Origin of the sequence: Nocardioides massiliensis, from assembly GCF_030811215.1 — a bacterium.
Taxonomy (GTDB): domain Bacteria; phylum Actinomycetota; class Actinomycetes; order Propionibacteriales; family Nocardioidaceae; genus Nocardioides_A; species Nocardioides_A massiliensis.
The window spans coordinates 3668316-3680928 of sequence record NZ_JAUSQM010000001.1 but is presented as its reverse complement, the minus strand read 5'-3'; the positions used below and the strand labels follow the sequence as shown (position 1 = coordinate 3680928).

Genomic DNA, 12613 nt, shown 5'->3' with positions numbered 1-12613 from the left:
CGCGGAATCTACTAGCGAGTAGGGAGGCTGTCAGCCCCGTGTGAGCGAAGTCTCGCCGGGGCACCGTCCCGAGCATGGATTCCGAGATCACCCTGACCGTCGACGGCCGGTCACGGACCCTCACCGTCGATGCCCGCACGACCCTGCTCGACGCGCTGCGCGAGCGGCTGGCCATCGTGGCGCCGAAGAAGGGCTGCGACCACGGGCAGTGCGGCACCTGCACGGTGCTGCTCGACGGCCGTCGCCACCTCACCTGCCTGACGCTCGCCGTGGCGGTGGACGGTGCCGAGGTTGTGACCGCCGACGGCCTGGGCGGAGCGGACGGTTCGGGTGGGGAGGAGCTGCACCCGGTGCAGGAGGCGTTCCTCGAGCACGATGCGTTCCAGTGCGGCTACTGCACCCCGGGCCAGGTCTGCTCGGTCGTCGGGCTGCTCGACGAGGCCGAGGCAGAAGGCGGGGTCGCGGAGCTCGACGACGACACGATCCGGGAGCGGATGAGCGGCAACCTCTGCCGGTGCGGGGCGTACGGCGGGATCCTCGCCGCGATCCGCCAGGTCCAGCAGTCGACCCAGCAGTCCGGGCAGGAGGTGCGCGCATGAGGGAGCTCGCCTACCACCGGGCCACCGACGCGGCCGAGGCGGTCGCACTGGTCACCGCCAACCCGTCCGCCCGGTTCCTCGCCGGAGGCTCCAACCTGGTCGACCACCTGAAGCTGGGCATCACCGAGCCGGAGCTGCTCGTCGATGTCAGTCGGCTGCCGCTGGACCGCGTCGAGGACCTGCCGGACGGGGGCCTGCGGATCGGAGCGAACGTCCGCAACAGCGACCTCGGCGCCCACCCGCGGGTGCGCACCGACTACCCGGTCGTCGCCGAGGCCGTGCTGGCCGGCGCGTCACCGCAGATCCGGCACCAGGCGACCACGGGCGGCAACCTGCTGCAGCGCACCCGGTGCGTCTACTTTCAGGACGCCTCCACCCCGTGCAACAAGCGCGAGCCCGGCTCCGGCTGCTCCGCGATCGGCGGCTACGGCCGCTACAACGCCGTACTCGGCGCGAGCCCCGACTGTGTCACGACGCACCCCTCCGACCTGGCCGTCGCCCTGGCCGCAGTGGACGCGCGCGTCGTGGTCCTCGGCACGGACGGTGAGCGACGTCTGCCGATGTCCGAGCTGCACCGGCTCCCGGGTGATGAGCCGCAGCGCGACACCACGCTGGCGCACGGCGAGCTGATCACCGCGGTCGAGCTCCCGGCCGATCCGGTGGTGCAGGTCTCCGGCTACCACAAGGCACGCGACCGCGCGTCGTTCGCGTTCGCGCTCGTGTCGGTCGCCGCCTGTCTCGACCTGGACGGTGACACCGTGCGCGACGTGCGCATCGCCTGGGGCGGTGTCGCCCACAAGCCGTGGCGGGCGACCCGCGCCGAGGAGGCGCTGCGCGGGACGCGGTTCAGCGAGGACGCGGCACGCGACGCAGCGACGCTCGAGCTCGAGGCCGCCGAGACCGACGAGGAGACGGCCTACAAGGTGCCGATGGTCCGCAACGCCACGGCACTGGTGCTCGGCCGGTTGGCCCGCGCGACCACGGAGGGGGCAGCCTGATGAGCGACCAGGTCCAGCACGCCACCCGCCCCGTCGAGGCGGTCGTCATGGGCACGCCGGTGCGCCGGCTCGACGGCCGCGAGAAGGTCACCGGGCAGGCCCGCTACACCGTCGAGCAGTCGGCGGGCCCGGAGGTGCCGGGCGATCCGCTGCACCTGTGGCTGGTGACGTCCACCATCGCCCGCGGGCGGGTGACCGCGATCGACACCTCGGCCGCGCTCGACCACGCGGGCGTGGTCGCCGTCGTCGACCACACCAACGCACCCCGGCTGGCCGACACCGCCAACGGCGAGCTGGCGATCCTGCAGGACGACCGGGTCCAGTTCCGCGGCCAGATCGTCGCCTGCGTGCTCGCGGAGACCTCCGAGAGTGCCCGGGAGGGTGCCCGGCTCGTGCGGGTCGTCTACGCCGCGGAGCCGCACGAAGCACAGTTCCGGGCCGAGGACGCGACCGACCGTCCCGACGAGGTCAACGGCGGGATGGAGACCGACACCACCGACGGCGACGTCGAGGCCGGACTGGCCGGGGCCGACGTGCGGGTCGAGCAGACCTACGCCACCGCCTACGAGCACAACAACCCGCTCGAGCCGCACGCCACGGTGGCCTGGTGGGAGGAGGCCGACGGCCGGCCCCGGCTCTCGATGTTCGACTCCACCCAGGGCGTCCACTCCGTCGTGAGCACGCTGGCGCCGATGCTGGGCCTCGAGCCGGACCAGGTGCGGGTGCGAGCGCCGTACGTCGGCGGCGGGTTCGGCAGCAAGGGGGAGGCGCACGCCCCGGTGATGGCGGTCTGCCTGGCCGCGCGCACGACGCAGGGTCGCCCCGTACGGCTCGCGGTGACCCGGCAGCAGATGTTCGACCTGACCGGCTACCGCACCGCGACGGTCTCCCGCGTGCGCCTGGGGGCCCGGGCCGACGGCACGCTGCTGGCGATCGACCACCAGGCGCTGTCGCAGACGTCGCGGGCACGCGAGTTCGCCGAGCAGACCGCCGTACCGGCCCGCACGATGTATGCCGCTCCGCATCGCCGTACGTCGCATCGCCTCAGTCGGCTCGACGTGGCCGTGCCTTCGTGGATGCGCGCCCCGGGCGAGATGCCCGGCATGCACGCGCAGGAGGTCGCGATGGACGAGCTCGCCGAGGCGTGCGGGCTGGACCCGATCGAGCTGCGCGTGCGCAACGAGCCCGCGACGGACCCCGAGACCGGCAAGCCCTGGGGCGACCGCCGCCTCGTCGAGTGCCTGCACCGGGGCGCGGAGGCCTTCGGCTGGGCCGAGCGTCCGCGCGAGCCACGGGCGACCGCCGACGGCGAGTGGTGGGTCGGCACCGGGGTCGCGTCGGCGACCTACCCCGCCTCGGTCGCGCCGGGCAACGCCGCGCGCGTGACCGCGTTGGCCGACGGTCGCTACGGCGTGGCCATCGGTGCCGTCGACATCGGCACCGGCGCCCGCACCGTGCTGGCCCAGATCGCCGCCGACGCGCTGGGTTGTCCCGTCGAGGCGATCGACCTCGAGATCGCCGACTCGAGCCTGCCTGCCGCGACGGTCGCCGGCGGCTCCTCGGGCACGACCTCGTGGGGCAGCGCGATCGTCGCGTCCGCCCAGCGGTTCCGCGCCGACCACGGTGACACTCCCGACCCGGGGGTCCACACCGTGGCCGCAGCGGCCGAGGACTCGACCCGCGCCGACTACGCCCACCACTCCTTCGGCGCGGTCTTCGCCGAGGTGCGGGTCCACCGCTACACCGGAGAGATCCGCGTGCCGCGCCTGCACGGGGCGTACGCCGTCGGCCGGGTGCTCAACCCGGCCACGGCCCACTCGCAGCTGGTCGGTGGCCTGGTGATGGGCTTGTCGGCCGCGCTGTTCGAGCAGACCCACCGCGACCCGCGGTTCGGCCACTTCGTGACCCAGGACCTCGCGACCTACCACGTCGCCACCCATGCCGACGTGCTCGACGTGGACGCCACGTGGCTCGACGACGCCGACCTGGTCGCGACGCCGATGGGTGCCCGGGGCATCGGCGAGATCGGCATCGTCGGGACGTCGGCCGCGATCGCCAACGCCGCCTACCACGCCACCGGGGTGCGGGTGCGCTCCATCCCCGTGACGGCCGACCGCTTCATCGACTGAACGGGGAGATGGTGACGGGGGAGGACACGCCGAAGCTCGGCGAGGCCGCTACGAGGGCGAGCCGTCGGTCCGCGATTCTCGGCGCCATCTTCCTGATGGCGACCAGCGCCATCGGGCCGGGGTTCATCACGCAGACCGCGACGTTCACGATCGAGCTGGGCGCCGCGTTCGCCTGCGCGATCGTGCTGTCGATCCTGGTCGACATCGCCGTACAGATGAACGTCTGGCGGGTCGTCGGGGTCGCGGGCCGGCGCGCCCACGAGCTCGCCAACGAGGTCGTGCGCGGAGCCGGCTGGATCCTGGCCGCGCTCGTGCTGGTCGGCGGCCTGGTCTTCAACGTCGGCAACGTCGCGGGCAGCGGACTCGGGCTCGACGCGCTGCTCGGTCTCGACCCGCGCATCGGCGGTGCGATCTCCGCCGCCCTCGCCTGCGGCATCTTCGTGAGCAAGCAGGCCGGCGTGGCGCTCGACCGGCTGGTGGTGGTCCTCGGCCTGGTGATGGTCGTGGCCACCGCGATCATCGCGGTGACGAGTTCACCGCCGGTCGGGGAGGCGCTGCGCAACGTCGTGATGCCCGAGGAGTTCTCCGTCCTCGCCGTCACCACGATCATCGGCGGCACGGTCGGCGGTTACATCACCTATGCGGGCGCCCACCGGTTGCTCGACTCCGGACGCACCGGCGTCGAGAGCGCCCGCGAGATCGGGCGCAGCTCCGTCGTCGGCATCCTCGTGACCGGCGTGATGCGGGTGGTGCTGTTCCTCGCGATCCTCGGGGTCGTGGCGGGCGGCGCGAGCATCGACGAGACCAACCCGGCGGCGAGCGCCTTCGGCGCGGCCATGGGAGAGGTCGGCATGCGCGTCTTCGGCCTGATCCTGTGGGCTGCTGCGCTCACGTCGGTGATCGGGGCGTCGTACACCTCGGTCTCGTTTCACCACCTCCCGCACGCCGGAACGGCGACGCAACCTCCTGACCGTCGGCTTCATCGTCGTGACGACCGTGGCCTACCTGCTCGTGCAGGAGCCGCCGGTGACGTTGCTGGTCTTCGCCGGTGCGTTCAACGGGATCATCCTTCCGCTCGGGTTCGGCGTCCTGCTCTGGATCGCCTGGCGGCGCCGCGACCTGCTGCACGGATACCGCTATCCCGTGTGGCTGCTGGCCGCGGGCGTGGCAGCGTGGGCCTTGACGCTGTATCTCGCCTACAACGCGATCACCCCGCTCGCCGACCTGTGACAAAAGACCTGTGAAGGAGTGCGCCCGATGACGAGCATCGACCTCAACAGCGACGTGGGGGAGTCGTTCGGGCGCTGGCAGCTCGGTGACGACGCGGCCGTGCTGGCCGAGGTCTCCAGCGCCAACGTCGCCTGCGGCTTCCATGCCGGTGATCCCCGCACCCTGCGCCGGACGTGTGCCGTCGCGGCCGAGCACGGCGTGACGATCGGCGCCCAGGTGGGCTACCGCGACCTGGCCGGGTTCGGACGCCGGTTCATCGACGCCGAGCCCGACGAGCTCGCCGCCGACGTGCTCTACCAGATCGGCGCGTTGGAGGCGATGGCACGACCGGCCGGCGTGCAGGTGCGCTACGTCAAGCCGCACGGCGCGCTCTACCACGCGACGGTCGACCGGGTGGACCAGGCGCGGGCGGTCGTCGAGGCCACGCGGGCCTACGACCCGACGATGGCGATCCTCGGCCTGCCCGGCTCGGCGCTGCTGGCCGAGGCGGAGGCAGCGGGCCTGCGCACGGTGCGCGAGGCCTTCGCCGACCGGGCCTACACCCGCGAAGGTCAGCTCGTCTCGCGCCGCGAGCGGGGTGCGGTGCTGAGCGACGCCGACGAGGTGGCGCGCCGGGTCGTGCGGATGGTGACGGACGGCGAGGTCGAGGCCGTGGACGGCTCGGTGGTGAAGGTGGAGGCCGACTCGATCTGTGTGCACGGCGACTCGCCGGGCGCGGTGGAGATGACCGTCCGCACCCGCGCGGCCCTGCGTGAGGCCGGCGTCGAGGTCCGGTCGTTCGCATGAGCGCCCCGACCTTCCTCCCGTACGGCGACGCCGGAGTGCTCGTGGAGGTGGACGACACCGCGGCGGTGCTGCGGTGGTCCGACGCCCTGCAGGCCCACCGACCTGCGGGCGTCGCCGAGATCGTGCCGGCCGCGCGCACCCTCCTGGTCGTGGCCGAGCCCGGCGCCGACCTCACCGAGCTGCGCAGCGCGCTGGGCGCCCTCGACGTACCGAACTCGGGTGCGGTCGAGGACGCGGGACCCGACGCCGAGGTGATCGAGATCCCCGTGCACTACGACGGTCCCGACCTGGCCGACGTCGCGCAGCTGACCGGGCTGAGCGAGGACGAGGTCGTCGCAGCCCACACCGGCGAGCCGTGGCGCGTGGCCTTCGGCGGGTTCGCCCCGGGCTTCGGCTACCTCAGCGGCGGCGACCCGCGTCTGGAGGTGCCGCGCCGCGACGAGCCGCGCACCAGGGTGCCGGCCGGTGCCGTGGGACTGGCCGGGACCTCCAGCGGCGTCTACCCGCGGGAGTCGCCGGGCGGCTGGCAGCTGATCGGCACCACGGACGTCGCGCTGTGGGACCTCGACCGGGACCCGCCCGCGCTGTTGCGGCAGGGCGCGCTCGTGCAGTTCACGGTGGCCCAGAGCCCGGGTGCACAGCGATGACGGTGCGACTGCGGGTCCTCGCCACGGGTCCGCTCGCGCTGGTGCAGGACGAGGGGCGCCCGGGACTGACGGGCGTCGGCGTCGGTCGCTCCGGAGCGGCCGACCGGACGGCGTACGCCCTCGCCAACCGGGTGGTCGCCAACCCGCCGGGTCTCGCTGCTCTCGAGGTCACGCTGGGCGGGTTGGAGGTCGAGGTGCTCGGCGGCAGCCTCACCGTATGTCTGACCGGCGCACCCGCGCCGCTCTTCGTCGATGACGTACCCGCAGGCACCCATGCCCCCGTCACGGTGCCCGAAGGCGGCCATGTGCGGGTCGACCCGCCGCCGGTCGGGCTGCGCTCCTACCTCGCCGTGCGTGGAGGAGTCGACGTCGCGCCGGTGCTCGGCTCGCGCAGCCACGACGTGCTGGCCGCCCTCGGCCCGGCGCCGCTCGCCGAGGGCGACGAGCTGCCGGTCGGCCCGACCCCGCCCGAGCACCCCGCGGTCGACCAGGTCGCGCCCCCGCGCTATGACGACGACCCGGTGGTGCTGCGCGCGGTGCGCGGCCCGCGCGACGGTTGGGTCGAGGACCCCGACGTGCTGGTCGCCACGACCTGGACCGCAACCGAGCGCACCAACCGGATCGGGATGCGGCTGTCGGGAGGAGCCGTCCAGCATGCCGAGGGCGCCGGCGAGCTGCCGAGCGAAGGCGTGTGGCGCGGGGCGATCCAGGTGCCACCGAACGGTGAGCCGGTGGTGTTCCTCGCCGACCACCCGGTCACCGGCGGCTACCCCGTCGTCGGGGTCGTGGTCGACGCCGACGTCGACCGGGCCGCGCAGGTGCGGCCCGGGCAGCAGGTCCGGTTCCGCTGGGTCAGTGGCGCCTGATCAGTGGTCCTGATCAGTGGTCCTGGGCCGGCTCGACCAGCTCGACGAGGACGCCGCCGGCGTCCTTGGGGTGCACGAAGTTGATCCGCGAGTTCGCGGTGCCGCGCCTGGGTGCGTCGTACAGCAGCCGCAGACCCCGCTCGCGCAGGATCGCCGAGACCTGCTCCACGTCGGTGACGCGGTAGGCGAGCTGCTGCAGGCCGGGCCCCGAGCGGTCGAGGAACTTCGCGATGGTCGAGGACTCGTTGAGCGGCGCGAGCAACTGGATGCAGGAGCCGGAGTCGCCGACCTTGACCATCGCCTCGCGGACGCCCTGTTCCTCGTTGGTCTCCTCGTGGGCGACCTCCATGCCGAACGCGTCGCGGTAGAACGCGATCGCCTCGTCGAGGTCGGGCACGGCCACGCCGACGTGGTCGATGCAGAGGAAGAGGTGCTCGGGCACGGAGAGAGGAGCGGTCATGAAGGCATCGTCGTACGCCGCGGGCGCCGGCGGAAGCCCCCTGCCGGGACTGTGACGAGCCCTACACGCGGCGTCGCTGCACCCCCTCCCCAGGGCCCGTACCGGCGGGTAGTGTCACAGCCGCGCTCATCAGTCGAGAACTCCAGGAGGCACCCCCATGTCCGGATCCGTGATCGTCGCCGGAGCACGTACGCCGATCGGTCGGCTGCTGGGCGGACTGAAGGACCAGTCCGCCGCCGACCTCGGTGGTGTCGCCATCAAGGGCGCGCTCGAGAAGGCCGGCATCACCGGCGAGCAGGTCGACTACCTGATCATGGGCCAGGTCATCCAGGCCGGCGCCGGGCAGAACCCCGCCCGCATGGCGGGTCACAAGGGCGGCATCCCGATGCACGTCCCGTCGATCACCATCAACAAGGTCTGCCTGTCGGGCGTCAACGCGATCGCGCTGGCCGACCAGCTGATCCGCGCCGGCGAGCACGACATCATCGTGGCCGGCGGCATGGAGTCGATGACCAACGCCCCGCACTTCCTGCCCAAGTCCCGCGAGGGCGCGAAGTTCGGCGACGTGAAGCTCGTCGACTCGATGGCCTACGACGCGCTGTTCGACCAGTTCACCAGCCAGGCGATGGGTCTGCTGACCGAGGAGTGCAACGCCGCGGCGCAGAACCTCACCCGCGCGGAGCAGGACGAGTTCGCCGCCCAGTCGCACCAGAAGGCTGCCCGCGCCTGGAAGGACGGGGTCTTCAACGACGAGGTCGTGCCGGTCGAGATCGCGACCCGCAAGGGCACGGTGACGGTCTCGGAGGACGAGGGTGTGCGCGGTGACACCACCGCCGAGTCGCTGGGCTCGCTGCGTCCGGCCTTCAGCAAGGAGGGGACCATCACCGCGGGGTCGTCCTCACAGATCTCCGACGGTGCCTGCGCCGTGGTCGTGATGAGCAAGGCCAAGGCCGAGGAGCTCGGCATCGAGTGGCTGGCCGAGATCGGTGCCCACGGCCAGGTCGCCGGCCCCGACTCCACCCTGCAGCTGCAGCCCGCGGCCGCCACGGCCCTGGCCTGCGAGAAGGAGGGCATCAAGCCCACCGACCTCGACCTGGTGGAGTTCAACGAGGCCTTCGCTGCCGTCGGCATCTCCTCGGCCCGCGAGCTCGGGCTCGACGACGCCAAGGTCAACGTCAACGGCGGGGCGATCGCGCTCGGCCACCCGGTCGGCATGTCCGGCGCCCGCATCGTCCTGCACCTCGCCCTGGAGCTGAAGCGGCGCGGCGGCGGGGTCGGCGCCGCCGCGCTGTGCGGTGGTGGCGGGCAGGGCGACGCGCTGATCGTGCGCGTTCCTGCGTGACCCGAGCCGGCTCGGTCCCCGAGCTCGTGACGGCCGCCCGCACCGGACAGGTGCGGGCGGTCGCCCGTCTCATCTCCTTGGTCGAGGACGCCTCGCCGCTGCTGCGCGAGGCGATGGCGGCCCTGGCGCCGTACGCCGGCAACGCCCACGTCGTCGGCATCACCGGGGCCCCCGGCGTCGGGAAGTCGACCACCACGTCGGCGCTGGTGCGCGAGCTGCGCTCTCGCGGGCAGCGGGTCGGGGTGCTCGCCATCGACCCGTCCTCCCCGTTCTCCGGCGGCGCGCTGCTCGGTGACCGGGTGCGCATGGGCGACCACGCCACCGACGCCGGTGTCTACATCCGGTCGATGGCCTCGCGCGGTCACCTCGGCGGGTTGTCGTGGGCGACGCCGCAGGCGCTGCGGGTGCTCGACGCGGCCGGCTACGACACGGTGATCGTCGAGACCGTCGGGGTGGGGCAGAGCGAGGTCGAGGTCGCCGGCCTGGCCGACAGCACGATCGTGCTGCTCGCGCCGGGGATGGGCGACGGGATCCAGGCCGCCAAGGCGGGGATCCTCGAGATCGGCGACCTCTACGTCGTCAACAAGGCCGACCGCGACGGCGCGGCCGCCGTACGCCGTGACCTGCGCTCGATGCTCGCGCTGGCCGATCGCGCCGAGGGCAGCTGGCGCCCGCCGGTGCTCACCGCCGTGGCGACGAAGCACGAGGGCCTCGACGAGGTCGTCGACAAGCTCGAGGCGCACCGCGCCTGGCTGGCGGAGTCGGGTGCGGGGACCGACCGGCGGCGCCGCCGGGCCCGCGAGGAGGTCGCGGCGATCGCCGTCACCGAGCTGCGCAGCCGCTGGGACACCCTGAGCGGCAGCGTCGAGCTCGACACCCTCGCCGAGGACGTGCTCGCCGGCAGGCTCGACCCGTACGCCGCCGCCGACGCCCTGCTGGCCGCCTCGGACTAGTCAGTGGTCGGTCTCAATCCTGGGTGTCGGGCGCCTGCTCGTGGTGGCGGCGACCCTGCGTGCGGCGGTCCTCCTTCATCTGCGCCTCGTGGACGTGGCGGCGCCCGCCCATGAGCGTGTCGCGGATGAGCTTCTCCGCCTCGCGGAACGCGGTGTAGTAGCCGTCGTCGTACTCCTCGACGACCTGGAAGGTCCAGCGGCCCTCGAGCACGTTGCGACCCTTGAGGTCGGTCTCGACCCGGTCGGCGAGCTCGTCGTGGCCGGCCTCGCGCAGCAGCGCGACCGCGTCCCCGACCTGCAGGTCGGCGGTGCCGGTGAGCTGGTGGAAGCTGTAGAGGTGTCCCCGGGCACGCTCGGTGGTCTCCAGTGCCTCGGAGAGCTTGCCGGCCGCCGCCACCGTGGCCTCGTCGGGGCCCTGCTCGAGCTTGTCCTGGACCTCGGCCTCGCCGACGCGCAGGTCGTCGGTTCTCGCATCTGCCATGGCTCCTGCCTTCCCCGCCGGTGCGCCTCCCACGCGTCGGGGCGCGGATTTGCTACAAAGTCGACCGGTGCGTCCGGACCCTCCGGCGCCGGCACCCGATCGAGCAGGAGTTGACGTGAAGAAGCTGGTGCTCCTCGTCGTCGTCCTCTTCGTCGGCTTCTACCTGATGACCCAGCCCGACAGCCTCGCCGACCTCGCGCAGGATGGGCTCGCCAACGCGTGGCAGATGCTGACGCGGCTGTTCGAGTCGGTCATCGACTTCGTCGACGCCCTGGGTTCCTGAGGCACCATGGCGGGCCTGCTGCGCCGCACGTTCGCCGAGCCGCGCATCGGTCGGCACCTCCTGCGCGACGAGGGCGAGGTCATCGTCGACGAGGTGCGCAAGCACTGGGTGGTCTACGTGACCCCCGTCCTCGAAGGTCTCCTGGGGCTGGCCGTGCTGGTCGCGTTCCCGTTCGTCGACATCGACCTGGCGTGGTTCCCGCTCCTGCTCGGCCTCGGCCTGCTCGCGCACGCGGGGTGGCGGGCGCTGAGCCGGCACATGGACCGGTTCGTGGTCACCAACATGCGGGTGTTCCGCGTGCGCGGCGTGCTGGCGCAGACGCTCGCGACGATGCCGCTGGGCCGCATCCTCGACATCACCGTCCACAAACCGCTGACCGGCCGGCTGTGCGGCTACGGGCACTTCGTGTTCGAGTCGGCCGCGCAGGAGCAGGGACTGCGCGACATCTCCCACGTCGGGCGGCCCGACGAGCGCGACCTGGTGATCCAGCGCGTGGTCCAGCGGTCCGGTCTGCGCGGCCCGAGGGTGAACTGAGCCCCCGCGTGGGTAGGGGGCCGACGACGTCCAGGACGGAGGCTCGATGACCACTCTCCCCAGCGTGCTGGCGGCGCTCCCACCCGACCCCCGGGTGGTGGTGGCCGGCAACTTCGCGACCCCGTGGCGGTTGCTCGGCGAGATCGACGCCGCGCTGGCGTCGTACCGGCTGTGGATGCTCAACGCCCAACCCGGCATCCCCACCCGCGAGGGCGTGACCCTGGAGACGCCGTTCGTGGGCGCGGGCATGCGCAAGCAACCGGGGTTGCGGTACTTCCCCGCGCGACTCTCCGTCGTGCCGCGGTTGTTCGAGGTCAGCTGCCCTCCCGACCTCGTCGTCCTGCACGTCGCCCCGCCGCGCGACGGGATGGTGTCGCTCGGCACGGAGGTCAACGTGCTGCCCGCAGCGATCGAGCAGGTGCGCCGGCGTGGCGGCGCCGTCATCGCGCAGGTGAACCCCCAGATGCCCTACACGTACGGCGACGCGCTCGTCCCGCGCTCCGAGATCGACCTGCTCGTCGAGGACGACACCCCGCTCCCGGTGCCGCCGGTGGTCGAGGTGGGGGAGTCGGCCGCGCGCATCGGCGACCTGGTCGCGCGCCGGGTCCAGGACGGCGCGACCCTGCAGGCGGGCATCGGGGCGATCCCCGACGCCGCGCTCGCGGGCCTGCGCGATCGTCGCGGCCTGGGCGTGTGGACCGAGATGTTCTCCGACCGGGTGCTGGAGCTGGAGCTCCTCGGCGCGCTCGACGTCGAGCGCCCGATCGTGAGCTCCTTCGTCTTCGGCTCCGCGGAGCTCTATGCGTGGCTCGACGGCAACGAGCGCGTGATCATGCGGCGTACCGAGGTCACCAACACCCCGGCGCGGATCGCGGCCAACCCGCAGATGACCAGCATCAACAGCGCGTTGCAGGTCGACCTCTTCGGCCAGGCCAACGCCTCCCGCATCCGGGCCCGGATCCACTCCGGGTTCGGTGGCCAGACCGACTTCATCGTGGGCGCGCTGCACAGCGCCGGGGGACAGGCGATGATCGCGCTGCGCTCGTGGCACCCGAAGGCGCAGGTGTCGACGATCGTGCCGCTGGTCGACGAGCCGGTGACGTCGTTCCAGATGCACGCGGTGATCACCGAGAACGGCGCGGCGGAGATGTTCGGCCACGACGAGCGCAGCCAGGCGCGTCACCTCATCGAGCACGCGGCCCACCCCGACGTGCGCGAGGAGCTGTGGGAGGAGGCCCACCACCTGGGCCTGTAAGGAAGGTTCCCGTGAGTGTCGTGGGGCCTCGGGTCAGCTGGCTGGTCGTA

The 12613-nt window shown here is 72.8% G+C and carries 14 protein-coding genes; 12 read left to right on the top strand and 2 right to left on the bottom strand.

Annotation, left to right across the window (positions count from 1 at the left end; all coding sequences use genetic code 11):
• Positions 1-74 precede the first annotated feature (74 nt).
• From J2S59_RS18120 to J2S59_RS18090, 7 genes are all read left to right on the top strand, one after another.
• Complete coding sequence (locus J2S59_RS18120; protein ID WP_068120536.1) at positions 75-599, top strand: (2Fe-2S)-binding protein; 525 nt, start codon at positions 75-77, stop codon at positions 597-599.
• Positions 596-1597 (top strand): FAD binding domain-containing protein, encoded by a 1002-nt coding sequence (locus J2S59_RS18115; protein ID WP_068120532.1) that lies wholly within the window; start codon positions 596-598, stop codon positions 1595-1597. Before J2S59_RS18120 ends, J2S59_RS18115 begins: the two co-directional genes overlap by 4 nt.
• Positions 1597-3726, top strand: coding sequence for a xanthine dehydrogenase family protein molybdopterin-binding subunit (locus J2S59_RS18110; protein ID WP_068120529.1), 2130 nt, complete (start codon positions 1597-1599; stop codon positions 3724-3726). Before J2S59_RS18115 ends, J2S59_RS18110 begins: the two co-directional genes overlap by 1 nt.
• Before the next feature lie 95 nt (positions 3727-3821).
• Positions 3822-4970 carry an NRAMP family divalent metal transporter gene (locus J2S59_RS18105; RefSeq protein ID WP_306825365.1) on the top strand — a complete coding sequence of 383 codons (1149 nt, stop codon included), beginning with the start codon at positions 3822-3824 and terminating at the stop codon, positions 4968-4970.
• Between the two features lie 13 nt (positions 4971-4983).
• Positions 4984-5742, top strand: a complete 759-nt coding sequence (locus J2S59_RS18100; protein WP_068124105.1) for a LamB/YcsF family protein — start codon at positions 4984-4986, stop codon at positions 5740-5742.
• Positions 5739-6389: a 5-oxoprolinase subunit PxpB gene (pxpB, locus tag J2S59_RS18095; RefSeq protein WP_068124107.1), complete on the top strand. Its 651-nt coding sequence runs from the start codon at positions 5739-5741 to the stop codon at positions 6387-6389. The genes J2S59_RS18100 and pxpB overlap by 4 nt, the downstream gene beginning before the upstream one ends.
• A complete protein-coding gene (locus tag J2S59_RS18090) occupies positions 6386-7255 on the top strand; it encodes a 5-oxoprolinase subunit C family protein (RefSeq protein WP_068124109.1) in 870 nt (289 codons plus the stop codon). Before pxpB ends, J2S59_RS18090 begins: the two co-directional genes overlap by 4 nt.
• A gap of 13 nt (positions 7256-7268) precedes the next feature.
• Here J2S59_RS18090 and mce read toward each other — a convergent pair whose 3' ends face one another.
• Positions 7269-7715, bottom strand: coding sequence for a methylmalonyl-CoA epimerase (gene mce, locus J2S59_RS18085; RefSeq protein ID WP_068124111.1), 447 nt, complete (start codon positions 7713-7715; stop codon positions 7269-7271).
• A 157-nt stretch (positions 7716-7872) separates the two neighbouring features.
• Here mce and J2S59_RS18080 point away from each other — a divergent pair, with 157 nt between their 5' ends.
• Both J2S59_RS18080 and meaB read left to right on the top strand, forming a co-directional pair.
• Complete coding sequence (locus J2S59_RS18080; RefSeq protein WP_306825364.1) at positions 7873-9057, top strand: acetyl-CoA C-acetyltransferase; 1185 nt, start codon at positions 7873-7875, stop codon at positions 9055-9057.
• Positions 9054-10010 (top strand): methylmalonyl Co-A mutase-associated GTPase MeaB, encoded by a 957-nt coding sequence (gene meaB / locus J2S59_RS18075; RefSeq protein WP_068120842.1) that lies wholly within the window; start codon positions 9054-9056, stop codon positions 10008-10010. The genes J2S59_RS18080 and meaB overlap by 4 nt, the downstream gene beginning before the upstream one ends.
• A gap of 13 nt (positions 10011-10023) precedes the next feature.
• Here meaB and J2S59_RS18070 read toward each other — a convergent pair whose 3' ends face one another.
• On the bottom strand, positions 10024-10491 hold the full coding sequence (locus J2S59_RS18070) for a hypothetical protein (RefSeq protein ID WP_246360322.1): 468 nt from the start codon (positions 10489-10491) through the stop codon (positions 10024-10026).
• A gap of 115 nt (positions 10492-10606) precedes the next feature.
• On the opposite strand from J2S59_RS18070, the gene J2S59_RS18065 reads away from it, so the two are divergent.
• From J2S59_RS18065 to J2S59_RS18055, 3 genes are read left to right on the top strand one after another with little or no spacing between them, the layout of a single operon-like run.
• Positions 10607-10774, top strand: coding sequence for a hypothetical protein (locus J2S59_RS18065; protein WP_181641963.1), 168 nt, complete (start codon positions 10607-10609; stop codon positions 10772-10774).
• Positions 10775-10780: 6 nt separating this feature from the next.
• Positions 10781-11308 carry a PH domain-containing protein gene (locus J2S59_RS18060; RefSeq protein WP_068120845.1) on the top strand — a complete coding sequence of 176 codons (528 nt, stop codon included), beginning with the start codon at positions 10781-10783 and terminating at the stop codon, positions 11306-11308.
• 46 nt (positions 11309-11354) lie between these two features.
• Complete coding sequence (locus J2S59_RS18055; RefSeq protein ID WP_068120846.1) at positions 11355-12563, top strand: acetyl-CoA hydrolase/transferase family protein; 1209 nt, start codon at positions 11355-11357, stop codon at positions 12561-12563.
• Positions 12564-12613 lie beyond the last annotated feature (50 nt).